Below are 24,432 nucleotides of genomic sequence, written 5' to 3'. Positions count from 1 at the left end.
TCATGTGGGAGCGAGCCTTCTCGCGATGCTTTTAAGGCTTGCGCGGACTCAGAACCATCTGCGCCGGCACGTTGCGCAGAACCTGCTTCTCCAGATTCAGATCAAAATCCGAATCGAGTTTCTTCACGCGTTTGGTCAGCAAAGTCGACAACCAAGGGAAATCCTGGGTGCGTGGCGCCTGAATACTCACGTCGCATTGGTAGTTCACGACATCAGCGGCGATCGCATCCAGTTGGCGGCGAAGTTTCGTCATATCGGTGAGGTTCAGCGCAATCGTCGTGCTTTCAGCCGTCGGATCGATCACCTTGGCTTGAGGTTTGGCTTCCGCAGCCATGAGCGCAGCTTCGGCTCTATCCAGTTCAGCTTTGCGGGCATCAACGATGGCATTGTTGACCCCGCCGGTCAGCGCCGGAGCCTTGGGCATCAACGCCCTGGCGCGGCTCAGCGCCGTGGCAGCCGCATTCACATCGCCCTTTTGCAGCACGATCTGACTGCGGCGCAGATAGGCTTCGGCCAGTTGCCGCTGGTATTGCTCAAGGGATTGATCGTTGGGCGACTCGGCCTGCAAGGCAGCGAGTTGATCTTCGGCAGTCGCCAGTTCGCTGCTGGCTAGGCTTTGTTGCAGCTGCGCGATCGCCGTAGCCCGTGCACCGGTAGCCTCGGTGGCAGCCGGTGGCGTGCTTTGGCAAGCGCCCAGTAGCAGCGAAAATGCGACAAGGAGCAGATAACGGGAGGCTAACAGCTTCATTCCTGCGACTCTCTATTTGCGCAAAAAACGAGCAAGTCTACACCCCTCGACGGGGCAGGACAAAACTCAGCAGAAACAGTGCGGCGGCCGTCACAACAATCGATGGGCCCGCCGGGGTGTCTTTGAACCACGACAGCGCCAGCCCGCCACAGACCGCGAGCATACCCAGCAGGCTCGCGCCCAGTGCCATCTGCTCCGGTGACCGGGCGTGACGTTGTGCCGCAGCCGCCGGGATGATCAGCAAGGACGTAATCAGCAACACACCGACGATTTTCATCGCCACCGCGATCACCACAGCGATCAGCAACATCAGGGTCAAGCGCAATGCCGCCACCGGCAGACCTTCAACCCTGGCCAATTCTTCGTGCACCGTGATTGCCAGCAATGGCCGCCACAACGTCACCAGCAAGGCCAGAACGGCCGCGCTGCCGCCGAGTATCCAGGCCAGATCGGTCGGGCTGATCGCCAGCAAGTCGCCGAACAGATAAGCCATCAGGTCGATCCGCACTTCGTGCATGAAGCTTAGTACGACCAAACCCAAAGAGAGCGTGCTCGGTGCGAGAATTCCCAAAAGCGTGTCGGACGCCAGTGGTTGGCGCTGTTGCAAGGTCACCAGCAACACCGCCAACAGCAGGCAGCCTACGGTGACCGCAACGGTCGGGCTGACATCCAGCAGAAAACCCAGCGCCACGCCGAGCAAAGCGGCATGCGAAAGGGTGTCGCCGAAATAGGCCATGCGCCGCCAGACCACGAACGAACCCAGCGGGCCCGCGACCAATGCCAGGGCCAGACCTGCAAGCAGGGCGTAGAGCAGAAAATCAGCCATGCTTGCAGCTATCTCCGTGAACGTGGGTAGGGGCTGACGGGGCCGCGCTGACCACCGAGCCATGCAAGTCATGGGCGTGGTCGTGATGGTGGTGATAAATCGCCAGGCTTTGTGCGTTCTTTCCGAACAGCTCGACGAAAGCCGGATCACCGCTGACCTGCTCGGGATGCCCGGAGCAGCAAACGTGGCGGTTGAGGCAGACCACTTGGTCGGTGGTGCTCATCACCAGGTGCAGATCGTGGGACACCATCAACACGCCGCAGCCGTGGCGGTCACGCAATCGCGTGATCAGGCTGTAGAGCTCGGCCTGACCGGCCACATCGACGCCTTGCACAGGTTCGTCGAGCACCAGCAGTTCCGGCTCACGCAGCAATGCCCGGGCCAGCAGCACCCGCTGCATTTCGCCACCGGAAACACTTTGCACCGGACTGTCGATCACCTGTTCGGCGCCGACTTCCTTGAGTGCCGCCAAGGCCATGGCGCGGTCCACGCCCGGCACCAGACGCAAGAAGCGCAGCACCGACAGCGGCAGCGTCGGATCGACGTGAAGTTTTTGCGGCATGTAACCGACCCGCAGTTTCGGCTTGCGCCACACGCTGCCGCTGTCCGGTTTCAACAGACCGAGTACAGCGCGCACCAGCGTGGTCTTGCCGGCGCCGTTAGGGCCGATCAGGGTAACGATCTGCCCCGGCTCGACGCTCAGCTCGATGTTATCCAGCACGTTTTGCCCGGCAAAGGTGACGGCAACCTGCTCGAGGCGGATCAGCGCGTTGCTCATCAAACCCCCTGGCAACCCGAGCAGAGGCCGACCACTTCAACGGTCTGGCCCTCGACGACAAATCCGACATCCTTGGCGCTACTGATGATCGCGTCGCTGATGGATTTCTGTTCGAGCTCGATGGCGGCGTGGCATTCGCGGCAAATCAGGAACTGGCCCTGGTGGGCGTGCCCCGGGTGATTGCAGCCGACGAAGGCGTTCAGCGAGGAGATGCGGTGTACGAGGCCGTTTTCCAGCAGGAAGTCCAGCGCACGGTACACGGTCGGCGGCGCCGCACGGCGGCCGTCCTGCTCGCTGAGCACCGCGAGAATGTCGTAGGCACCCAACGGTTTGTGACTTTGCCACACCAGTTCCAGCACCCGCCGGCGCAATGCGGTCAGGCGCAGGCCTTGACGTGCGCACAGAGCATCGGCCTCAGACAATGCGCTATGGACGCAATGAGAGTGGTCGTGGGGACGGCTGGCAATCGGTGTTTTAGGCATGAGCGGCGACGAGTTTTGTGAGAGACGTTATTATGTTACCCGTTCTCGCCTCTTCGAGTGGTCATCGTGTCCCGACTTTTTTCTATCTTTGTCGCATTTGTCGCAAGTTTTCTGCTGATGGGTTCAGCTCACGCCGAAGTCAAAGTTCTCACCAGTATCAAGCCTCTACAGCTGATCGCCGCGGCGGTGCAGGACGGCGTGGCAATTCCGGAAGTCTTGCTGCCGCCCGGCGCCTCGCCTCATAACTATGCCTTGCGCCCATCCGACGTACGGAAGGTGCAATCGGTGGATCTGGTTTACTGGATCGGTCCGAGCATGGAAGGTTTCCTGCCCCGCGTGCTGAATGGTCGTACGCTGCCCAGCGTCGCCGTGCAGGATTTACCGGGCCTGAAACTGCGACATTTCGCCGAAGATAGCCACTCCCACGCAGAAGAAGCCGATGAGCATGATCACGATCACCGTCCCGGCAGCCTGGACGCGCACTTGTGGCTTTCGCCGGTCAACGCCCGTGTCATCGCCACAAAAATGGCTGCTGACTTGAGTGCAGCCGATCCGGCCAATGCCGCGCGTTATCAGAGCAACCTCAAGGCGTTCGATGAGCGTCTGGATGCAATGGATCTTCGCTTGAAGGCGCGCCTGGCCGGCATCGCGGGCAAACCGTACTTCGTATTCCACGAGGCCTTCGACTACTTTGAAGACGCCTACGGCCTCAAGCACGCCGGCGTATTCAGCGTCGCCGCCGAGGTCCAACCCGGCGCCCAGCACGTCGCGGCGATGCGCACACGATTGCAGGAAGTCGGCAAAACTTGCGTGTTCAGCGAACCGCCTCTGCGTCCGCGCCTGGCGGAAACCCTGGTGGCGGGTCTGCCGGTGAAGCTGGCAGAACTGGACGCGCTGGGCGGGTACACGCCGGCGACCGCTCAGGGGTATGAGCAGGTGCTGGAAAAATTGGGGAATGATTTGGCTGGGTGTCTGGAGTCGTTGTAACTGACACAAAACCTGTGGGAGCGAGCTTGCTCGCGAAGGCGCAATAACATTCAGCATCAATGTTGACTGTCCCGCCGCTATCGCGAGCAAGCTCGCTCCCACAGGGATTGCAGTGATCCCCGTCTTACCTTAGTGGCATTTATAGGGCGAACGGCAGCGGCGTGTTGACCTTCTGACGCTTCGCCAGACGCTGCTGAAACTCCATCGGATCGTGAATCAGCACGTCCTGCCCGGCAAACGACTCGGCGGCGATCAACCGCGACAACCAGAACCGCACACACGCCACCCGCAGCATGGTCGGCCACAACTCCGCCTCGGCCGCCGTGAACGGTCGCAGCGCTGCATAAGCGCCAAGCAACGCCCTCGCCCGCGGTCCGTCGATCAACCCGCTCTCGTCCGAACACCAGTCGTTCAAGGCGATCGCCACGTCGTAGAGCATCGGCCCCGAACACGCGTTATAGAAGTCGATCAACCCGGTCAGGTGCGTGCCTTCAAACATCGCGTTATCGCGGAACAGGTCGGCGTGGATATTGGCTCGCGGCAGCGCCAGAATTTTCGTCTTCTGCTGTGTGATTTCGTCCAGCGCCCGTTGCAACAGATCGCTTTGCTCGGCATTGAGGTGCGACAGCAACTGCGTGCCCTCTTCCAGCATCCAGTCCAGGCCCCGATCGGTCTTGCGCTTGATCATGTTGGCCTGGGTCGCCAGATGCAGATGGCCGAGCAACTCGCCCACCTGAGCGCAATGCTGCGCGTTGGCTTCCTTGATGTGCTTGCCAGCCAGACGTGGCTGCAACAGCGCAGGTTTGCCGGCCAGTTCGCGCAAGGCGACGCCGTCGGTGGTGCGCAAGGCATAAGGCACTGGCAGGTCGGCGTCATGCAACACGTCGAGCAGTTCTATGAAGAACGGCATCTCCTGAACGGGACCACGCTCAACCAGGGTCAGGACAAATTCGCCCTGCTCCAGGCTGATAAAGAAATTGGTGTTTTCGCTACCAGCGGCAATCCCCTGGAAATCAAGCAGGCGGCCGAGCCCGTAAGGGGCGAGAAAGGTTTCCAGCTCGGGCCGAGCCAGCGGGGTGAACACAGACATGTTTGAACTGCCAGTACGGGCGCCGCTGCTTGAGCCAGCGCCGATTGAAATTAAGAAACTACTTCCACTCAAAGATCTTCCACGACGGAATCAGCATATCCGGCTGATCCGAGCGGATGAAGTTTGCATCGGTCCCGTCCGCGCGCACCAGAAAATACGGCGGTGCGCCCTTCGGGGTGACCTTGATCGCATACAGGAAACCGTTTTGGCGGTACTCCTGGATCGTTTTGTCCCCTTCCGTGCGAATGGTGACGTCGGGGTCTGACGACGGTGCATCGTCCGCCGCCATGACGGCTATTGGAGCGATTGCAAACAGGCCAGCCAGCAGCAAGCGATTTAGTGTGCGCATGATAACCTTGTCCCTTTGTCGTCAACGGTCCCGCTATTCTAGCGCCGGACCCGCCGAAAAGGTTGATCCTGCTCATGAGCCAAGCCCCCCTCGTCCTGGTGGACGGTTCTTCTTACCTGTACCGCGCCTTTCACGCCCTCCCACCGCTGACCACGTCCAAAGGTTTGCCGACCGGTGCGGTCAAAGGCGTGCTGAACATGCTCAAGAGTCTGCGCAAGCAGTACCCGAACAGTCCGTTCGCCGTGGTGTTCGACGCCAAGGGTGGGACATTTCGCGATGACATGTACGCCGAATACAAGGCCAACCGTCCGAGCATGCCCGACGACATGCGTGTTCAGATCGAGCCACTGCACCAGAGCGTGATCGCCCTGGGCTTTCCACTGTTGTGCGTCGAAGGCGTCGAAGCCGACGACGTGATCGGCACCCTGGCCCGCAGCAGCGCGGCGGCCGATCGCCCTGTGGTGATCTCCACCGGCGACAAGGACATGGCGCAGCTGGTCGACGGCCACATTACCTTGGTCAATACCATGACCGGTAGCGCGCTGGACGTAGAGGGCGTGAAGGAGAAATTCGGCGTCGCTCCCGAGCAGATCATCGATTACCTGGCACTCATGGGCGATTCTTCCGACAACATTCCAGGCGTTCCGGGCATTGGCCCGAAGACTGCTTCCGGCCTGTTGGTCGGCGTGAACGGCGGCTTGACCGAGCTCTATGCGCAGCTCGACATTGTCCCGACCCTGCCGATTCGTGGTGCGAAAACCCTGCCCGCCAAGCTCGAAGAGCACAAGGAGATGGCGTTCCTCTCCTATCAACTGGCGACCATCAAGATCGACGTGCCGCTGGATATCGGCCTCGACGACCTGCAAATGGGCAAGCCGGATCACGACAAGCTCGCCGAGCTCTATACCTTGCTGGAGTTCAAGAGCTGGTTCGAAGATAACCAGCGCGACGCCAAGCGTTCCGGTCAGGAAGTCGTCGCTCCAGTGGCTGAAGAAGCGGCCGTCGATACCGAACTCAAGTACACAACGATCCTCACCCAGGCTGATTTCGACCTGTGGCTGAAGAAGCTCAACGACGCCAAGCTGATTGCCTTCGATACGGAAACTACCGGCATCGATGCGCAGCAGGCGCAACTGGTGGGCCTGTCTTTCGCTGTACAAGCCAACGAAGCGGCCTACATCCCGCTGACCCATTCCTACATGGGCGTGCCGGATCAGCTCGATCGCGACACCGTGCTGCGCGCGCTGAAGCCAATTTTGGAAGACCCGAACAAACTCAAGGTCGGCCAGCACGCCAAATTCGACATGAACATCCTGGCCAACTGCGCCATCGGTGGCGATCAGAGCTGCGGCATCACCGTACAAGGCGTCGCTTTCGACACGATGCTCGAATCCTACGTGCTGGACTCCACCGCGACCCGCCACGACATGGACAGCCTGGCGCTCAAGTACCTGAATCACACCACTACCAGTTTTCAGGACATCGCAGGCAAAGGCGCCAAACAGCTGACATTTGACCAGATCTCCCTGGAACTGGCCGGGCCTTACGCCGCCGAAGACGCCGACGTAACGCTGCGCCTGCATCAAACCCTGCAGGAAAAGCTCAATGCCATCCCAAGCCTGAGCAAGGTTCTGAGCGATATCGAAATGCCGTTGGTGCCGGTGCTGGCACGGATCGAACGCCAAGGCGCTCTGGTCGATGCCAACCTGCTGGGCATTCAGAGCGTTGAGCTGGGCGAGAAAATGGTCGCCCTCGAGCGTGAGGCGTTCGCCATTGCCGGGGAAGAATTCAACCTCGGCTCGCCGAAGCAATTGGGCGTAATCCTGTACGAAAAACTCGGCCTGCCAATTCTCAGCAAAACCGCCAAGGGCCAGGCGTCCACCGCCGAAGCCGTGCTGGCGGAACTGGCCGAACAGGATTTCCCGCTGCCCAAAGTGCTGATGCAGTACCGCTCGATGAGTAAGCTGAAAAGCACCTACACCGATCGCCTGCCAGAGCAGATCAACCCACGCACCGGGCGAATTCACACCTCTTACCACCAGGCCGTAGCGGCAACCGGACGTTTGTCGTCCAGCGATCCAAACCTGCAGAACATTCCTATCCGCACCGCCGAAGGGCGCCGGATTCGTCAGGCGTTCATCGCACCCAAAGGCTACAAGCTGCTGGCAGCGGACTATTCGCAAATCGAACTGCGAATCATGGCTCATCTGGCCAAGGACGAAGGGTTGCTGCACGCGTTCCGCAACGATCTGGACGTGCACAAAGCCACCGCAGCGGAAGTCTTCGGGGTTGAACTGGCAGACGTCACCACCGACCAACGGCGCAGCGCCAAGGCGATCAACTTCGGATTGATCTACGGAATGAGCGCGTTTGGCCTGGCCAAACAGATTGGCGTTGATCGCAAGCAATCCCAGGCCTACATCGACCGTTACTTCGCCCGTTACCCAGGCGTGCTGGAATACATGGAACGCACCCGCGCCCAGGCCGCCGAACAAGGTTTCGTCGAAACCATCTTTGGTCGTCGCTTGTACCTGCCGGAAATCAACGCGAAAAACCCGGCCCTGCGCAAAGGTGCCGAACGCACAGCGATCAACGCCCCGATGCAAGGCACTGCGGCGGACATCATCAAGAAAGCCATGATTGCCGTGGATAGCTGGCTGACAGCATCAGGCATGGACGCCAAAGTCATCCTGCAGGTGCACGATGAATTGGTTCTGGAAGTGCGTGAGGATTTGGTCGATCAGGTCCGCGATGAAATTCGCGTGCACATGAGCGACGCAGCGAAGCTTGATGTGCCGCTATTGGTAGAGGTTGGTGTAGGAAATAACTGGGATGAGGCTCACTGAACCGTCTGAAAAGGCGTTTTCCGCTGCGGCATAGTGCCGCGGCAGAAAGACCGAAGGGCTCTTAGTTCGGAAAATTCGATGGCCTATTCCAAAGGCTTTTTAAAAAATTCTGAACTAATCTCCTGAATCGCCACTCAGAGTTACTGAATGGGTGGTGAAGCCCTTCGATGCTCCTAATGTTGTGTTAAGTGTTGGCAGATATCTGGACCCCGCCCTAACGGTCCGGAACTTGAACCCCGGAACTTCCCCCTCCCCATAAGAAGTCCGGGGTTTTTTTTGCCCGCAGTTTATTAATCCGCGAGCTCGGTGCCCTTGTCCGCCAGCTCCATCCAGCCTGCCAGTACAGTGTAGGCGTCTTCCAGGCCCATGCGTTTTGGCGCCGAAAACAGTTGGATGCTGATCGCATCTCCCCAACCCTTGCGGATGTCTGCCTGAACCTTGAGCAGGACGTTTTTCGCCGCGCCATAGGTCAGCTTGTCGGCTTTGGTCAGCAAAATGTGCATCGGCATGCCGCTGGCGACAGCCCAGTCGAGCATCAGCAGGTCGAAGTCGGTCATTGGATGACGGATGTCCATCATCAAAATCAGCCCCTTCAAACTCTCACGACCACCCAGATAGGCTTCCAGGTGACGCTGCCAGTGCAGCTTCAACGGGATAGGCACTTTCGCGTAACCGTACCCCGGCAGGTCGACCAGACGACGATCATCGTCTAGCTTGAAGAAGTTCAAGAGCTGCGTGCGACCCGGAGTTTTCGAGGTTCGCGCCAGGCTGGCGTGCGTCAAGGTGTTCAGCGCACTGGACTTGCCGGCGTTGGAACGCCCGGCGAAGGCCACTTCAAAGCCTTCGTCGTCGGGACATTGATCGACTTTGGCAGCGCTGAGCATGAAGGTGGACTGTTGGCACAGGCCGAGGATGGGGTTCTTGAGTTGCATGGGATTTCCGATGTGGGCGGCGCCGGGAATGGACGCGGCGAGCAGTGTCGTTTCCGTTTCAGTGACGCCAGTATATAATGCCGCAGATTTTGTGTGCGCTTTGTCCCAGCGTAGGATGAAGTTCACGAGAGCGATTGACCTTGATTGCGCACTAGAACGCAGAACGCTCTCAACCCTGAAAAGGTCGTTTTATGACGAAATGGCTGCTAGCTGCCGGTGTCTTGATGCCGCTTTACAGCGCTCAGGCTACACAGGATCCGGAAGCTGTGTACAACCGTGTTTGTGGTGCCTGTCATTCCGGCCAACTACCCATGGCGCCCAAAAAGGGCGATCAGGAAGCTTGGACGCCGAGGTTGGCGAAAGGTATGGAGACGCTGGTGCAACACGTGACCCAGGGTTTCAAGGCGATGCCGCCGCGTGGTTTGTGCATGGACTGCAGTGCCGAGGATTACCAAGCAATCATCCAGTGGATGAGCGAGTGATCCCGGCCCATAACTCTTTAACCCTTAGCCGTAGTTGGATTAGCTGATGAACAAATTGATCGTGAGTCTGCTGTTGACCGTGGGGATCTCCGGCATTGCCCATGCTGCAGGTGATGCGACTGCTGGTCAGGCGAAAGCCGCAGTATGTGGCGCCTGTCATGGCCCGGATGGCAACAGTATGGCGCCTAACTTTCCGAAACTGGCAGGCCAGGGCGAGCGTTATCTGAACAAGCAGCTACACGACATCAAGTCCGGCAAACGCACGGTACTGGAAATGACCGGCCTGCTGACCAACCTGAGCGATCAGGACCTGGCCGATATCTCCGCCTACTTCGCCAGTCAGAAAGGCAGCGTTGGCGCCGCCGACCCGAAAGTCGTTTCTCGCGGTGAGGCACTGTTCCGCGGCGGCGATCTGGCCAAGGGCCTGCCAGCCTGCACCGGCTGCCACTCGCCGAATGGTACAGGCAACGCAGCTGCCGGCTTCCCGCACCTGGGCGGCCAACACGCTCAATACATCGCCAAGCAACTGACCGACTTCCGCAAGGAAGAAGCCGGCCGCACCAACGATGGCGACACCAAGCCGATGCAGAGCATCTCCAAAAAGCTGAGCGACGAAGATATCGCCGCGGTCTCCAGCTACATTCAGGGCCTGCATTAAGGCCTGCGGATCGAGCGTTGCGTTGGGTGGACATCTCCAGCAACGTTAACGCTCTATTAATCCGTCGCAGCAAGTATAAAAAGGGTGGCTTAGGCCGCCCTTTTTTGTGGCCGCTGCCGTTACACTACAGAACTCAAGCCCGCCAGGACCTGTCTGAAAACAGGTCGCGCGAGGCGACCAAAATTGTCCAGGAGTAAAGCATGCGTAATCTGATCATCAGCGCCGCACTCGTCGCTGCCAGCCTGTTCGGCATGACTGCCCAGGCCGCCGAAGCACCCGCGGCGCCTTATGTCGAACTGACCAATCCCGTCCCGGTAGCTGTGCCTGGCAAGATCGAAGTGGTGGAGCTGTTCTGGTACGGCTGCCCGCACTGCTACGCTTTCGAACCCGTGATCAATCCATGGGTTGAGAAACTGCCTTCCGACGTGAACTTCGTCCGCATTCCTGCCATGTTTGGCGGCCCATGGAACGCACACGGCCAGATGTTCCTGACCCTTGAAGCCATGGGCGTCGAAAACAAGGTTCACGCTGCGGTGTTCAACGCAATTCAGAAAGAACACAAGAAGCTGGTCGACAAGAATGAAATGGCAGATTTCCTGACCACTCAGGGCGTAGACAAGGACAAGTTCCTGGCCACCTTCGACTCCTTCGCCATCAAGGGTCAGATCGTCAAGGCCATTGACCTGGCCAAAAAGTATGAAATCTCCGGCGTTCCGACCATGGTCGTCAACGGCAAGTATCGCTTCGACGTGGGCTCTGCCGGCGGTGCCGAGCAAGCATTGCAACTGGCCGACAAGCTGATCGACAAAGAGCGAGCGGCTAACAAGGCTGCTGCCAACTAAGCGCGGCGACTGCCATGCGCCGCTGGGGTACTGAACGCGTCGTGGGCCTGCATGATCCGCGGGTCAACGAACATCATCTGGAATCGACGGGCCTGCCCGCAGACAGTCGTCTGCGCTTGCTCAGCTTCAATATCCAGGTCGGCATCAGTACCGAGCGATATCGGCACTACCTGACCCGGGGCTGGCAGCATCTGTTGCCGCACACCGGGCGTGCCGACAATCTGCAAAAGATCGGCAATCTGCTGGGCGACTTCGATCTGGTCGCCTTGCAGGAAGCCGATGGCGGCAGCCTGCGATCAGGCTACGTCAACCAGGTCGAACACCTGGCCCAGCTCGGCGCATTCCCCTACTGGTATCAACAACTCAATCGCAATCTCGGACGCCTCGGCCAGCACAGCAATGGTGTGCTCAGCCGCCTGCGCCCGTGGGCGATTGAAGATCATCCGCTACCGGGGCCCAAGGGTCGCGGGGCGATTCTGGTGCGCTTTGGCGAAGGTCCTGAGGCGCTCGTGGTGGTCATGATGCACCTGGCGCTGGGCGCCCGAGCCCGCAGCATGCAACTGGCTTACATCCGCGAGTTGATCGGCGGTTACAAACACCAGGTGCTGATGGGCGACATGAATACCCACGCCAGTGACTTACTGCAAAACTCCCCGCTGCGTGACCTCGGCCTGCTCGCGCCGCAACTGGAAGCAACTTTCCCTAGCTGGCGCCCGCAGCGCTGTCTGGACCATATTCTGCTGAGCCCCACCCTGACCCTTGAAAAGGTCGAGGTGCTGGCACAACCCATTTCCGATCACCTGCCGGTCGCGGTAGAGATTCGTCTGCCGGGTTCGCTCACGGCCGATGCATTGCCCGCGTTGAGTCCTGCCCCTCGCGGATCCCATGAATGAGCGACGAAGCACAGCGCTGGAAAGAGAAATACCTCAAAAGCATCGAACAACAGGAAAAACTCGAACGTCGATGGGACGCCCGAATCGACCTGCTGCGTCGTGGCCTGGTGCGCAGCACGCTGGCAGCCGAGGGCACCGACCGCGCCGTTGACCAGTGCATGAAGGAAATGCGCGAAGTCGTGCGTACCGACGACATGGACGCCGGCCTGGCAGCCCTGCTTCCGCGTCTGGAAAAAGCCGTTCTCGACTCCGAACAACGCCGGGAAACCCGGGTTAATCAGACCAGCGCTGCATTGACCGCGCTGGTCTCGCAGCTGCAAACATTACCGCTGCCCCGCGAAGTAAGCCGGCCTCTGAAAAACTTCGCCAAGCATCTGGATGCAAGAGTCGGGCAGGCGCGCGAAATTCCGTTGCTGCTCAGCGAACTGAGCGGCCTGCAAGGCAAAGCCCTGAATCAGCTTGAAAACCCGGCAGAACCCGGCCGCCCTGGTTTGCTGCAGCGACTGTTTGGTAGCCGTGAAACGGATGAAGTGGCATTACAGGTTGCCTCCGGCACCTTCCCGACGCCCGCCCCGCAGCCAGCCGAAGCGGTTGCTGTGCCTCATGCCGAGACACCGCAGGTAACTGTCGATCTCGCGCCAGAGATCAATAAGCCGCAAGTGGCGGTCGCACAAGTTGCCGCGCCCGCTACTGCATCCGAGTCACCGACGATCGAGGCTCCGCCCGCAGCAGCGCCTTCTCCTGCAGTTGTAGCGTTTGTCCCGCCGGTGCTTGAGCCGGAGCGAGCACGCGCCCAGACTCCAGAGACGCAACCGCAACCGCAACCGGACATAGAGCATCCAGAAGAACCCGCGCCATCAATCATCGAGCCAGAAATACAGGCTCAACCGGCAATCAATCCCGACGAACTGACCCCGGTGGTCTATCTCGACAGCCTGCCGCTGCCCCCGGCCCTGGCCCAGGTGTTGGCCACCGTCGATCCTGAACAACCCCAGCCAGATATTCTCTACGCCCTGCCGGACTCACCCGAGCCGTCCTACAGCTCGGTGGCCAAGCATATCGAAGACACGCTACTGGGCCTGCTCGACGACCTGACGCTGCCCGAGCGTCATCGTCCGCAAGCCGAAGCGATGCGTGATCGCCTGCAAAACGGTTTGAATTGGTACGAACTGCTGCCAATCCTCGACGATCTGGCAACTTTGATGCTGGCAATCACCGACAGTGGCCAGCATGAATTCGAAGCCTACTTGCAACAGCTAAACGAACGCCTCGAGTCGTTCCAAAGCAACTTGCAAGCCGCCAGCGAAGGCCATGCCGACAACCGTTCCGCCGCACGCGAGATGGATACGCAGATCCGCGAGCAGGTCGACGGCTTGCAGAGCAGCATGCAGGAAGCCGCCGACCTGGACGATCTCAAACACGTCCTGGAAAACCACCTGGAAGGCCTGCTCGGCACCATGGACCAGCACCAGAAGCAGCGTGACGAGCGTGAGCAGGAAGTTGCAGCCCGCCTTCATGGTCTGGCCGAACGCGTTGCGCACATGGAGCAGGAAGCCCAGGGCTACCGCGAGCATCTTGAAGAGCAACGTCAGAAAGCCTTGATCGACCCGCTGACCGGTCTGCCTAACCGGGCAGCCTGGAGCGAACGGCTGGATCACGAAATCAACCAATGGCAGCAACACGGCAACACCCTGTTGCTGGCAATGCTCGACCTCGACCATTTCAAACGCATTAACGATAACTATGGTCACCTGGCGGGCGACAAAGTACTGAAAATCATCGCCAGCGTGCTACGCAAGCGCCTGCGCGGGACGGATTTCATTGCCCGGTTCGGCGGTGAGGAGTTTGTCCTGTTGATGCCAGACACAGTGCCAACTGCTGGTGCGAAACTGCTGGAAAAGCTGCGCGCCTCGATCGAAGCCTGTCCTTTCCACTTCAAGGGTGAGCCGGTAACCATCACCATTTCCATGGGTCTGACTGCATTCAAGCCCGGCGAACATAGCGATCTGGTCCTTAAAAGAGCCGATCAGGCGCTATATCGCGCGAAACATGCCGGCCGCAACCAAGTGGCACTGGGCTGAAGGTCAATTGTTCCATTTTGTTTAAAACTTCGCGTTGGCCGTCTGCGCGCAAGGCAGTACGTTACACTGTTGCATTACTGTCTTGCGTGTATTGCCTTCTGCCATGAAATATCTAACTCTCATCGTGTCTCTGATTCTGTTGGCCGGTTGTGCCAGCGGCCCCCGGTTCGACACAAGTCACCCTTCAGCCAATTACGACAACCGCATTCAGTTCGTGGTGGTGCACTACACCTCCGCGTCACTGGAGCGCTCGCTGCAACTGCTGACCCACGGCGACGTCAGCAGCCACTATCTGATTGGCGACGACAAGGGCGCCACCATCTACAAGCTAATGGATGAAAACCTCCGAGCCTGGCACGCCGGGGAAAGCGAATGGCAAGGCCGGACTTGGTTGAACTCCAGCTCCATCGGTATCGAAATCGCCAATCCGGGTTTCAAGGAACTCCCGAACGGAGGACGCTTCTGGTATCCCTACAGCGAAGCCCAGGTCCAGTCATTGATCGTTCTGCTCAAGGACATCAGCAAACGCTACGCCATCAACCCTCGCAGCATCATTGGCCATAGCGACATCGCCCCGCTGCGCAAGCTTGATCCGGGGCCGGCGTTCCCCTGGAAACGCCTGGCGGCCGAAGGCCTGGGCATCTGGCCGAACGAGCAGGCCGTAACCCGTCAGCAAGCACAGTTCGAAGTACAACTGCCAACCATCAGCTGGTTTCAGGCACAACTGGCCCGCGCGGGTTATCCCACGCCGCAAACTGGCGAACTGGATGTTGCGACACGTCATGTGATTGCGGCCTTCCAGATGCATTTCCGACCGTCACGTTTCGATGGCACACCGGATGCGCAAACCGCGGCACTTCTACAAGTCTTGAACCAGACAAAATAATGACGCCCGCCCGACGGTCAGGGCTTTTTTCCAATCAGCAGCTATAACTCATTGGTAATTCTTCGGATATTCCCTATGCCTGCTGCTCGAGAGACACTACGTAGTTGGTTCTTTCGCCCTTGGTTTTTGGCGATACTGGCTGCTGCCTTGAGCGCGACACTCCTGATGGCCGGCAGCCTGTTCGTGGCCATGCATCAAGTCGAGCAGAGCGAAAGCGAAGAAATGAATGCCCAGGGCGAGCGCTTCCTTGCTCGCCTGGAGCAACTTTTCGGGCAGTTGCGTGAAAGCCTCGACGACCTGGAAGCCCAGCCGTTACGCGGCTGCGATGACGAAATGATCGCGACCTTGCAACAGGTCAGCTTCAATTACCGTTTCGTTTACGAAGCCGCTTATATGGACGCCTCGCGGATCTGTTCCAACCGCCCCCGCCAGGAAGGGCTGTCGATGATAAGGCCGCCAGACATCAAGGGGCCGACCTACAGCTACTGGCTGAACACCACCACCGAACCCGATGAAAACCGCGCCGCGCTGATGCTCGGACGCGGCAATTTTCGTGTCGCGACGTCTCGCGGGCATTTGACCGACATGGTGGACTTGCCACCGGGAAGCAGCCTGCTGGTGGTGCTCGACCACGGTACGCGCGCGATTCCGGTACTGGGTGTCTCGCAGGTCTGGCCACCAACCGAACCCTGGCCCCCGAAAAGCCTCGACGCGCTACAAGTGACGCATTCCCGCTTGATTTACCGCATGCCCACCAACAATCCGGAATACCAATTGGTGCTGATCAGCCCGCGTACCGGTATGCATGTGCCCGCAGTCTGGTGGTGGTTGCTGCCGGCCAGCCTGGCACTCGCCTTATGCGTGGGTTTTCTGGTGCTTCTGCTGGTGCGCCAGCGACAGTCGCTGGACGCCGAACTGAGTGGTGCCATACGACGAGGCGAATTGCAGGTGCTGTATCAACCGATCTTCGACCTCGACAGCCGCAACTGTGTTGGGGCAGAAGCCTTGCTGCGCTGGCGAAGACCGGACGGCACCTTGACCAGCCCCGACCTGTTTATCCCGATGGCGGAGAACACCGGCCAGATCCGCCAGATGACCGACTTCGTCCTGCAACGCTTACTTGAGCAGCTGGGTCAATTGTTGCGGGCCAATCCGCAACTGTACATATCGGTCAACCTGGCGGCCTGCGACGTCATGGTGCCGCGTATCGGTCAGGTAATGGCGCGACTGCTGACCTTGCACCGCGTCGCGGCAAAGCAAATTGCCTTTGAGGTCACCGAGCGGGGATTGATCGATGTCGTGGTAGCCCGGGAAAACCTGCAAGCCTTGCGGGATGTCGGGCATCAAGTGCTGATCGATGACTTTGGCACCGGCTATTGCAGCCTCGCCTATCTGCAAACCCTGCCAGTCGATTGCCTGAAAATCGACAAGGCGTTTATTGATGCGCTGGGTCATGACGCTGCGAGTAGCGGTGTCGCTCCGCACATCATTCACATGGCCCAGGCCCTGCAACTCAAGGTGATTGCCGAGGGTATCGAACTTGAATCCCAGGCGGCGCTTCTGAGCAGTGAAGGCGTGAAGTTCGGTCAGGGTTGGCTATTCGCCCATGCGTTGAGTGCGGTGCAGTTCATCGAGCTGATTACCCGTGGCCGCCGATTGGCCGCCCGACGTCTCGATGACGAAGCCTGAAGCGGCTGCGGCTTAAACCGACAACGCCATATAGAACTGAGTACCCTGCCCCGGCCGCGAATAAACACCCATCCGACCGCCGTGCAACTGCACGATTTCCTTGCACAGTGCCAGACCGAGTCCGGCACCGCCCTTCTTGCGACCCACCTGTACAAAGGGTTCGAAAATCCGCCCCTGCTGGCCATAGGCAATGCCTTCGCCGTTATCCTCGACGCTGATAATCACTCGATCCCCATGGCGTCGAGCCTGCAAACGTATTTGCCCGCCGGAAGCGGTGTGGCGCAAAGCGTTGTCGATCAGGTTATCGAGCACCCGGTCGAGCTGCGGCTGATCGGCCTGCAATCGCGGCAATGGCCCTTGCACTTCCACCAGCAGGTCGATGCCCTGCTCTTCTGCAGGGTCGGCAGAACGTGCCCGGGCCTGCTCCAGCAAATCCTCGATGGAGCACGGCGCCAACGTGAGTTTCTGCAATCCGTTCTGGTAGCGGGAGAAGTTCAGCAGGTCATTGATCAACTGCATCAAGCGCTGCATCTCTTCATTCACGGTGTCCAGCAGATCAGCTTCACGCGAGTCCTTGGCAAAGTGCGCGCGCTCGCGGAACAGGCCGAATGCCATGTGCATCCCGGTGACCGGCGTTCGCAATTCATGGGAGGCACGCAGCACGAACTCGCTGCGTACCCGTTCAAACGCCCGCTGTTCGGTGACGTCATGCAGCACCATCACGGCGCCGAGAATATGCCCCTGTGTATGGCTGACCGGCGTCAGGCTAAAGGTCAGCAACCGCGATTCACCGTCGACCTCGACACTCAGGTCCTCAGGCGCCCGCTCCAGGGTGCCGCCGCGCAGCACCAGTTGCAGCTGATCATCGAGTTCGGGACGCTCAAGCGCCGAACCCAGACCTTGACCGAGACGATCGCTGTCCCAACCCAACTGACGCTGCGCCACTGGGTTGAGGTGTTCCAGATGTCCCTCGCGGTCGATCATCAGCAACCCATCGTCGATACTGTCGAGCACGGCCTGCAAACGCTGCTGGCCTGCGAGCAGTTCATCGACATTGGTGGCCTGATGCTCGCGCAGGGCCTCGGCCATGATCCCGAAGCGCTTGGTCAGCTGGTTCATTTCTACGGCCGAGGAAATCGGTAGCGTCACTTCGAAATTGCCTTGGCCGATGTTGTCCGCCGCTTGGGCCAGAGCCTCGATCGGTGCACCGAAACGTCGAGCGATTGCGTGGGCGGTGACGAAGCCGATGATCAGCACCGCCAACCCCACCAGCCCGAGCAGACCGGCAACCAGCAGCGCCCTCTCCCGAGCCTGCCGTTCGGTGGCATTGATGTTATCCAGCGCACGCTGTTGCTCGACGATCAACGCATTGCGCAGCGCATTGAATTTTTCGGTGAGTTCTTTGTTGCCACTCAACACCTGCGGCGAGCCACGGGACAGGTCGTATGCCTGCAGAAAGCTCAGGTAGTCAGTCTTGGCCTGTTCGAAACCGTGCTGGCGCTCATCGCCAGCCTGGGCATGGACAATGCCGTCATCAAGCAACTGAAAATAATGCTGCTTGGACGCCTCGAACGCTGCAGGATCCGGCTTCTCGCTGAGCATGATCATCAGTTGATCGCCCAGGGTCTGACGCAATTTCAGTCCCAGGTCGAGCGTGACGAAATTATCGCGAATCAGCGCTTCCTGGGAACTCGCCATCTGCATCACGCTGACCAGCCCGAGCAACAACCCAAGCAGCGCCACGGTGATCAGTGCGGAAATACTCAGAAACAGCCGCGTGCGCAACTTCATCGCCAGTCTCATCGGAGACAGCTCACAGGTTGTACTGCTTGCGTTTTCGGTACAACGTCGAGGCATCGATACCCAGGGTCTTGGCGGCCTGGTCCAGCGTATCTGCAGTGGCGAGGACCGCTCCGATGTGGGCTTTTTCCAATTCATCCAGACTCAGCGCAGCGCCGATCCGAGGCGCGTTGTTGACCGGGGTTTCAGCCATGCCCAAGTGACTGATCTCGACCCGTTCCTGTGGACAAATGATGCTTGCCCGCTCCACAACGTTGCGCAGTTCGCGAATGTTCCCCGGCCAGCGGTAGCCAAGCAGCGCTTCACGGGCTTCGTCGCTGAAGCCCCGAGCCGGACGCGCGTATTCCTTGACGAACCGGGCCAGAAAGCGATCGGCCAGGTTCAGAATATCTTCCCTGCGCTCGCGCAGTGGCGGCAGGTGCAAGGTGATGACGTTCAGGCGGTAGAGCAGGTCTTCACGGAAACGGCCGTCGCGCACCATGTCTTCGAGGTTCTGGTTAGTGGCCGCGAGGATGCGCACATCGGCGCGGCGGGTGACCGGGTCGCCCACTCGTTCGTATTCTTTATCCTGGATGAAACGCAGCAGTTTAGGTTGCAAAACCAACGGAAAATCGCCGATCTCGTCAAGAAACAGCGTCCCACCGTCGGCCTGATTGACACGACCCAGAGTACTTTCGCTGGCCCCGGTGAACGCGCCACGGCTATGGCCGAAGAGCTCGCTTTCCATGAGTTCGGCGGTCAGGGACGGGCAGTTGATCGTGATGCAGGATTTCTTCGCGCGCTTGCTCCAGCCGTGAATGGCTTGGGACAGTTCGCCTTTACCGGTACCGGACTCGCCGAGAATCAAAATATTGGCATCGGTGCTGGCCACCTGGCGGGCGGTTTCGAGCACGACTTTCATCGCCGGGCTGTGAGAGTCCAGGCCATCCTTGGGTTTGCGCACTTCGCCTTCAAGGGCTTCCAGACGTGCCGACAGTTGCCGCACTTCCAGCTGCTTGGCGGTGGCCAGGCGCAATTGGTCGGGGCTGCAAGGTTTGACCAGATAGTCGGCGGCCCCGGCCTGAATGGCATCGACCGCCGTGTCCACGGCCGAATGAGCGGTGACGATCACCACCCTCATCCACGGTGCCTGAATGCGCATTTGGGCCAGCACATCGAGGCCATTGTCTTCACCCAGGCGCAGGTCGAGGAAGCACAAGTCGAAGACTTGACGTTGAAGCAGTGCATCAGCCTGAGCGGCGCTGTTGGCGGTAGCGACGCTGTAGCCTTCATCTTCGAGGCAATAACGGAAAGTACGCAGGATGGCGGACTCATCGTCCACCAGCAGAATGCGGCCTTGATGCTCAGTGGCTGACTCCATTTTCCTACGCTCCTTAATGAATGATCTTGGGTTAGTCCCGGAATAATCGGGCAAGTTGCATGGTTGATTCTGGTCGATTCCAGCCACGGCAGCGTAGCTCTCTCCTCACCCTAAGGCTAATCGCCTGATTTTGTTGTTTTTTTATCAGATAGCCGGTTCGCAGGCGATTGCCTGTGTCCCCTTGTGACATCCACGCCCTCCTCGCAATTCAAAAATATTGAAAGTTCTACGAGTCCATCGTGCATTACGCACGACTTCAAAAGGACCATCGTGCAGGATGCGTCCGAGTCGTTTCCTACATCATTAATAACTAATTGATTTTGTTGATTTTTATTATCAGGAAAAGCTGGCATGCAGGCTGCAATGGTCTGATTAACCGGGGCATTCAAGAAGTCGCCCCTAACAGATCACCACAGAGTGGGAGGAGCTTCAGGATGAGTCGCCAACGTGCCGCCCAGTTGCGTATCTCGCCACTGCATCTCCAGCAAGGTCTGTTTGCTGTTCTGGCGCTATTAATCACCTTGATCGGCGGCCAGCAGTTTCAGCGTTGGGAGCAGAGCCAGCAGCAAGAAGCTCCACGCTTGTCGATTCAGCACCCGACCCAAACCCATTTCAGCGCGGCCAGCAGTAACCAGGCTGACAGCCCCCCAATGCGAATGATGGACGTCGACCAGGCTCAGCCTGCGGATGAGATGCCTCGCCAGGAACGTTGGGTGTTCTAAACACATGAACTTGGCGCGTTCGATGCGCCGGGAAAAGCACCACAAGCAACATCTCTAAATAGAAGCGTAAGGAGAATCACCATGTTGAGCTGGGCAATCACATTCTTGATCATTGCCATCATCGCTGCGGTACTGGGCTTCGGTGGTATCGCGGGCACCGCCACGGGTATCGCCAAGATTCTCTTTGTCGTGTTCCTGGTGATGTTCATTGCTTCCTTCTTCTTCAGCCGTCGCGGTCGAGGGTGAATATGAGCGTTTTGTTAAAGACACTGGCAGCCGCCCTGCTTCTGGGCGGTTGTGCTATGGCAACAGCGACAAGCCGCCCACGCGGAAAGCCGGACCAGGGTATGCAGGACTTGTTGATGGAACAGCTGAAGAAAGATCCACACTGGTACTGAATTCGTAACATGAAAGAAGCAGCATGGCTTCTTTCCACTGCGCTACCCGAGGACGGTAGACGCATGATCAAGGGGCCGGGACGTTCTGCCTGTTTCAGGGGCGGAGTGACCTACGGGTACAGGGAGTGCCTGCGCAAGGGCCGGGTCAGGCAGAAGCTGCGACGCAAGTTCGTCGGTCACTCAGATCGACGGACTTGCGAAGAGCTTCCTCAGCGCAAAGCGTTGTCTTAGAGCGTTCTGCTCGCATCCCCGCTTCATCTCCGTAATTCCCTCGCAAAACCATTTCGCGGTGTTTCTTTGGTGACCGTATATCGAGAAAACTGCGACTCAAAGACCGAGAATTTTCGCGCTTAAACGTAGGCTTTTTCCCAGGTTTTAGCCCACATCCCCTTGTTCAAAAAACAACCAACCTCCTCTGCGATGGCCGGTTCACGGCACTTATGCCTGCCGAAATGTCGTATTCGAACCGGTTGGGACGCGAGTTTCAGTTAAAAAAGCTCATGCCGATTCGGCATAGGGTAGGCGTTTACGGCATTAGACGTCGCTTCCTTGCATCTGAATAGTTGCGCCTTTTTTCGCCTGCCAGAGAGCCGATAACAAGCGCTCCGGGGCACCTTATACGGGGGTAGATGCACAAGACTTTTTCGCCACAAGCGTTCCAGTTCTTGCATCTGTCTGAGTCAAACGCAAGTAAGGGTAAAGATATGAAGAAGGCAAAGCTTAGCCTCGCCTGGCAGATCCTCATCGGTCTGGTATTGGGGATTGCAATCGGTGCGCTGCTCAACCATTTCAGTGCCGAAAAAGCCTGGTGGGTCAGCAACGTCCTGCAACCGGCAGGCGATATCTTTATCCGTCTGATCAAGATGATTGTGATCCCGATCGTGATCTCTTCGCTGATCGTCGGTATTGCAGGCGTCGGTGACGCGAAGAAGCTCGGGCGTATCGGTCTGAAGACCATCCTTTACTTCGAGATCGTCACCACCATCGCCATCGTGGTCGGTCTGGTGTTGGCCAACGTGTTCCATCCGGGCACCGGCATCGACATGAGCACCCTGGGTACCGTGGATATTTCCAAGTACCAGGCCACTGCCGCCGAGGTTCAGCATGAGCATGCGTTCATCCAGACCATCCTCAACCTGATCCCGTCGAACATCTTCGCGGCCATGGCCCGCGGCGAGATGCTGCCGATCATCTTCTTCTCCGTATTGTTCGGCCTCGGTCTGTCGAGCCTGCAATCGGACCTGCGCGAGCCGCTGGTGAAGATGTTCCAGGGCGTGTCGGAAAGCATGTTCAAAGTCACCCACATGATCATGAACTACGCCCCGATCGGCGTTTTCGCACTGATCGCGGTGACCGTGGCCAACTTCGGCTTCGCCTCTCTGATACCGCTGGCCAAACTGGTGATCCTGGTTTACGTCGCCATCGCCTTCTTCGCCTTCGTGGTGCTGGGCCTGATCGCTCGCCTGTTCGGCTTCTCGGTGATCAAGCTGATGCGCATCTTCAAGGATGAGCTGGTCCTGGCTTACTCCACCGCCAGTTCCGAAACCGTGCTGCCACGCGTGATCGAGAAAATGGAAGCCTACGGCGCGCCGAAAGCCATTTGCAGCTTCGTGGTACCGACCGGTTACTCGTTCAACCTCGACGGTTCGACCCTGTACCAGAGCATCGCGGCAATCTTCATTGCCCAGCTCTACGGCATCGACCTGTCGATCAGCCAGCAATTGCTGTTGGTGCTGACCCTGATGGTCACCTCCAAAGGCATCGCCGGCGTACCGGGTGTGTCCTTCGTGGTGCTGTTGGCCACCTTGGGCAGCGTGGGTATTCCGCTCGAAGGCCTGGCGTTCATCGCCGGTGTCGACCGCATCATGGACATGGCCCGTACTGCACTGAACGTGATCGGCAATGCCTTGGCCGTGCTGGTCATCTCCCGCTGGGAAGGCATGTACGACGACGCCAAGGGCCAGCGCTACTGGAACTCCTTGCCGCACTGGCGCAGCAAGGAAAAGTTGCCGGCGGGTGAAGTCTCCAGCAACTGATAGCTGAAACCTGTGGAGTCTGGCTTTTATGTGGGAGCCAGCCTGCTGGCGATAGCGGTGTATCAAACAACAGAGATGTTGAATGTGCCGGCCTCATCGCCAGCGGGCTGGCTCCCACAGTGACCCGAGCAAGCCACACAAACAAACCCCGGAGAAATCCGGGGTTTGTCGTTTCTGCACACCCCGCTATCATTCGCGGCATTCTTCGGGGGATTTAACTGATGCTCAATGGCCTGTGGCTCGGCTTTTTCATCGTGGCTGCCGTTTCGGCACTGGCGCAATGGCTGATCGGCGGTAACGCCGGGATCTTCGCGGCGATGGTGGAAAGCATTTTCGCCATGGCCAAGTTATCGGTCGAAGTCATGGTCCTGTTGTTCGGCACCCTGACGCTCTGGCTGGGCTTTCTGCGGATTGCCGAGAAGGCCGGGATCGTCGAGTGGCTGGCCAGAGCGCTGGGCCCGTTGTTCCTGCGGCTGATGCCGGGAGTGCCGGCCGGGCACTCGGCCATCGGCCTGATCACGCTGAACTTCGCCGCCAACGGCCTGGGCCTGGACAACGCCGCCACGCCAATCGGCCTTAAAGCCATGAAGGCGCTGCAAGAGCTCAACCCCAGCGACACCATCGCCAGCAACGCGCAGATCCTGTTTCTGGTGCTCAACGCCTCTTCCCTGACCCTGCTGCCGGTGACGATCTTCATGTACCGCGCCCAGCAAGGTGCGCCCGATCCGACCCTGGTGTTCCTGCCAATCCTGCTCGCCACCAGTTGCTCGACATTGGTCGGCCTGCTGTCGGTGGCGTTCATGCAGCGTCTGCGCCTGTGGGACCCAGTGGTGCTCGCATATCTGATTCCCGGTGCCTTGGCCCTCGGTGCCTTCATGGCGCTGCTGGCGACGCTCTCAGCGACCGCTCTGGCCGGCCTGTCCTCGATCCTCGGCAACCTGACACTGTTCGGGCTGATCATGCTGTTTCTGGTGATCGGCGCTTTACGCAAAGTGAAGGTCTACGAAGCGTTCGTCGAAGGCGCCAAAGAAGGCTTCGACGTGGCCAAGAACCTGCTGCCGTATCTGGTGGCGATGCTGTGCGCCGTCGGCGTGCTGCGGGCATCCGGAGCGCTGGACTTTGGCCTGGACGGGATTCGGCATCTGGTGGAATGGGCCGGTTGGGACACGCGCTTCGTCGATGCGCTGCCGACCGCCATGGTCAAGCCGTTCTCCGGCAGTGCCGCCCGGGCGATGCTGATCGAAACCATGAAAACGTCTGGCGTGGACAGCTTCCCGGCGCTGGTGGCGGCGACGATTCAGGGCAGTACTGAAACGACGTTCTACGTATTGGCGGTGTACTTCGGCGCGGTGGGGATCCAGCGGGCGCGGCATGCAGTGGGATGTGCGTTGCTGGCGGAGCTTGCCGGCGTTCTTGGCGCGATCGGCGTTTGTTACTGGTTCTTCGGCTAACCAAAAACCCTGTGGGAGCGAGCCTGCTCGCGATGAGGGCATGACATTCAAAATAGATGTTGGCTGTCAGACCGCCATCGCGAGCAGGCTCGCTCC

At 59.1% G+C, this 24,432-nt stretch carries 22 protein-coding genes and 1 pseudogene; 14 read left to right on the top strand and 9 right to left on the bottom strand.

What is annotated here, in order from left to right:
• Positions 1-31: 31 nt before the first annotated feature.
• From ACA056_RS00305 to zur, 4 genes are read right to left on the bottom strand one after another with little or no spacing between them, the layout of a single operon-like run.
• Complete coding sequence (locus tag ACA056_RS00305; protein WP_497269651.1) at positions 32-748, bottom strand: PA5502 family lipoprotein; 717 nt, start codon at positions 746-748, stop codon at positions 32-34.
• A 37-nt stretch (positions 749-785) separates the two neighbouring features.
• On the bottom strand, positions 786-1,574 hold the full coding sequence (gene znuB / locus ACA056_RS00300) for a zinc ABC transporter permease subunit ZnuB (RefSeq protein ID WP_046044875.1): 789 nt from the start codon (positions 1,572-1,574) through the stop codon (positions 786-788).
• Entirely contained in the window at positions 1,567-2,352 is a 786-nt protein-coding gene (znuC, locus tag ACA056_RS00295) for a zinc ABC transporter ATP-binding protein ZnuC (protein WP_095126769.1), read from the bottom strand. The genes znuB and znuC overlap by 8 nt, the downstream gene beginning before the upstream one ends.
• Positions 2,352-2,834 carry a zinc uptake transcriptional repressor Zur gene (gene zur, locus ACA056_RS00290; protein WP_033059798.1) on the bottom strand — a complete coding sequence of 161 codons (483 nt, stop codon included), beginning with the start codon at positions 2,832-2,834 and terminating at the stop codon, positions 2,352-2,354. The genes znuC and zur overlap by 1 nt, the downstream gene beginning before the upstream one ends.
• A gap of 66 nt (positions 2,835-2,900) precedes the next feature.
• Here zur and ACA056_RS00285 point away from each other — a divergent pair, with 66 nt between their 5' ends.
• Entirely contained in the window at positions 2,901-3,821 is a 921-nt protein-coding gene (locus tag ACA056_RS00285) for a zinc ABC transporter substrate-binding protein ZnuA (RefSeq protein ID WP_095127245.1), read from the top strand.
• Positions 3,822-3,960: 139 nt separating this feature from the next.
• Here the strand turns inward: ACA056_RS00285 and ACA056_RS00280 are convergent, their stop codons facing one another.
• Both ACA056_RS00280 and ACA056_RS00275 read right to left on the bottom strand, forming a co-directional pair.
• Entirely contained in the window at positions 3,961-4,911 is a 951-nt protein-coding gene (locus ACA056_RS00280) for a homoserine kinase (protein WP_497269648.1), read from the bottom strand.
• A 58-nt stretch (positions 4,912-4,969) separates the two neighbouring features.
• A complete protein-coding gene (locus ACA056_RS00275; RefSeq protein ID WP_461961903.1) occupies positions 4,970-5,260 on the bottom strand; it encodes a DUF2782 domain-containing protein in 291 nt (96 codons plus the stop codon).
• A 74-nt stretch (positions 5,261-5,334) separates the two neighbouring features.
• Here ACA056_RS00275 and polA point away from each other — a divergent pair, with 74 nt between their 5' ends.
• Positions 5,335-8,106: a DNA polymerase I gene (gene polA, locus ACA056_RS00270; protein WP_497269646.1), complete on the top strand. Its 2,772-nt coding sequence runs from the start codon at positions 5,335-5,337 to the stop codon at positions 8,104-8,106.
• A gap of 290 nt (positions 8,107-8,396) precedes the next feature.
• Here the strand turns inward: polA and yihA are convergent, their stop codons facing one another.
• Positions 8,397-9,038, bottom strand: coding sequence for a ribosome biogenesis GTP-binding protein YihA/YsxC (yihA, locus tag ACA056_RS00265; protein WP_497269644.1), 642 nt, complete (start codon positions 9,036-9,038; stop codon positions 8,397-8,399).
• A gap of 191 nt (positions 9,039-9,229) precedes the next feature.
• Between yihA and ACA056_RS00260 the strand changes: the two genes are divergently transcribed.
• The 7 genes from ACA056_RS00260 (at position 9,230) to ACA056_RS00230 (ending at position 16,569) form a co-directional block, all read left to right on the top strand.
• Positions 9,230-9,520 carry a c-type cytochrome gene (locus ACA056_RS00260; protein WP_008156007.1) on the top strand — a complete coding sequence of 97 codons (291 nt, stop codon included), beginning with the start codon at positions 9,230-9,232 and terminating at the stop codon, positions 9,518-9,520.
• A 46-nt stretch (positions 9,521-9,566) separates the two neighbouring features.
• Positions 9,567-10,178: a c-type cytochrome gene (locus ACA056_RS00255; protein WP_283182376.1), complete on the top strand. Its 612-nt coding sequence runs from the start codon at positions 9,567-9,569 to the stop codon at positions 10,176-10,178.
• 200 nt (positions 10,179-10,378) lie between these two features.
• On the top strand, positions 10,379-11,020 hold the full coding sequence (locus tag ACA056_RS00250; protein ID WP_497269641.1) for a thiol:disulfide interchange protein DsbA/DsbL: 642 nt from the start codon (positions 10,379-10,381) through the stop codon (positions 11,018-11,020).
• Positions 11,021-11,034: 14 nt separating this feature from the next.
• Positions 11,035-11,913, top strand: coding sequence for an endonuclease/exonuclease/phosphatase family protein (locus ACA056_RS00245; RefSeq protein WP_497269639.1), 879 nt, complete (start codon positions 11,035-11,037; stop codon positions 11,911-11,913).
• Positions 11,910-13,994 carry a GGDEF domain-containing protein gene (locus ACA056_RS00240; RefSeq protein ID WP_497269637.1) on the top strand — a complete coding sequence of 695 codons (2,085 nt, stop codon included), beginning with the start codon at positions 11,910-11,912 and terminating at the stop codon, positions 13,992-13,994. The genes ACA056_RS00245 and ACA056_RS00240 overlap by 4 nt, the downstream gene beginning before the upstream one ends.
• A 103-nt stretch (positions 13,995-14,097) precedes the next feature.
• Positions 14,098-14,880, top strand: a complete 783-nt coding sequence (locus ACA056_RS00235) for an N-acetylmuramoyl-L-alanine amidase (protein WP_497269635.1) — start codon at positions 14,098-14,100, stop codon at positions 14,878-14,880.
• A 75-nt stretch (positions 14,881-14,955) separates the two neighbouring features.
• Positions 14,956-16,569 carry an EAL domain-containing protein gene (locus ACA056_RS00230; protein ID WP_497269633.1) on the top strand — a complete coding sequence of 538 codons (1,614 nt, stop codon included), beginning with the start codon at positions 14,956-14,958 and terminating at the stop codon, positions 16,567-16,569.
• Positions 16,570-16,581: 12 nt separating this feature from the next.
• Here the strand turns inward: ACA056_RS00230 and ACA056_RS00225 are convergent, their stop codons facing one another.
• Entirely contained in the window at positions 16,582-18,372 is a 1,791-nt protein-coding gene (locus ACA056_RS00225) for a KinB sensor domain-containing domain (protein ID WP_497269631.1), read from the bottom strand.
• Between the two features lie 10 nt (positions 18,373-18,382).
• Entirely contained in the window at positions 18,383-19,729 is a 1,347-nt protein-coding gene (gene algB, locus ACA056_RS00220; RefSeq protein ID WP_046044888.1) for a sigma-54-dependent response regulator transcription factor AlgB, read from the bottom strand.
• A gap of 434 nt (positions 19,730-20,163) precedes the next feature.
• Between algB and ACA056_RS00215 the strand changes: the two genes are divergently transcribed.
• The 5 genes and pseudogenes from ACA056_RS00215 to ACA056_RS00195 all read left to right on the top strand — a co-directional run bounded on the left by ACA056_RS00215 (position 20,164) and on the right by ACA056_RS00195 (position 24,336).
• Positions 20,164-20,451 carry a hypothetical protein gene (locus tag ACA056_RS00215; RefSeq protein WP_415766045.1) on the top strand — a complete coding sequence of 96 codons (288 nt, stop codon included), beginning with the start codon at positions 20,164-20,166 and terminating at the stop codon, positions 20,449-20,451.
• Positions 20,452-20,532: 81 nt separating this feature from the next.
• Positions 20,533-20,697 carry a DUF1328 domain-containing protein gene (locus ACA056_RS00210; protein ID WP_150657806.1) on the top strand — a complete coding sequence of 55 codons (165 nt, stop codon included), beginning with the start codon at positions 20,533-20,535 and terminating at the stop codon, positions 20,695-20,697.
• 65 nt (positions 20,698-20,762) lie between these two features.
• Positions 20,763-20,849, top strand: a pseudogene (locus tag ACA056_RS00205) (inhibitor of vertebrate lysozyme family protein); the annotation flags it as partial.
• Positions 20,850-21,553: 704 nt separating this feature from the next.
• Positions 21,554-22,885, top strand: coding sequence for a glutamate/aspartate:proton symporter GltP (gltP, locus tag ACA056_RS00200; protein ID WP_497269629.1), 1,332 nt, complete (start codon positions 21,554-21,556; stop codon positions 22,883-22,885).
• A 221-nt stretch (positions 22,886-23,106) separates the two neighbouring features.
• A complete protein-coding gene (locus ACA056_RS00195) occupies positions 23,107-24,336 on the top strand; it encodes a nucleoside recognition domain-containing protein (RefSeq protein WP_497269628.1) in 1,230 nt (409 codons plus the stop codon).
• Positions 24,337-24,432: the final 96 nt, after the last annotated feature.

The organism is Pseudomonas sp. LBUM1666 (assembly GCF_059695775.1).
This window is presented reverse-complemented; position numbering and strand designations above follow the sequence as displayed.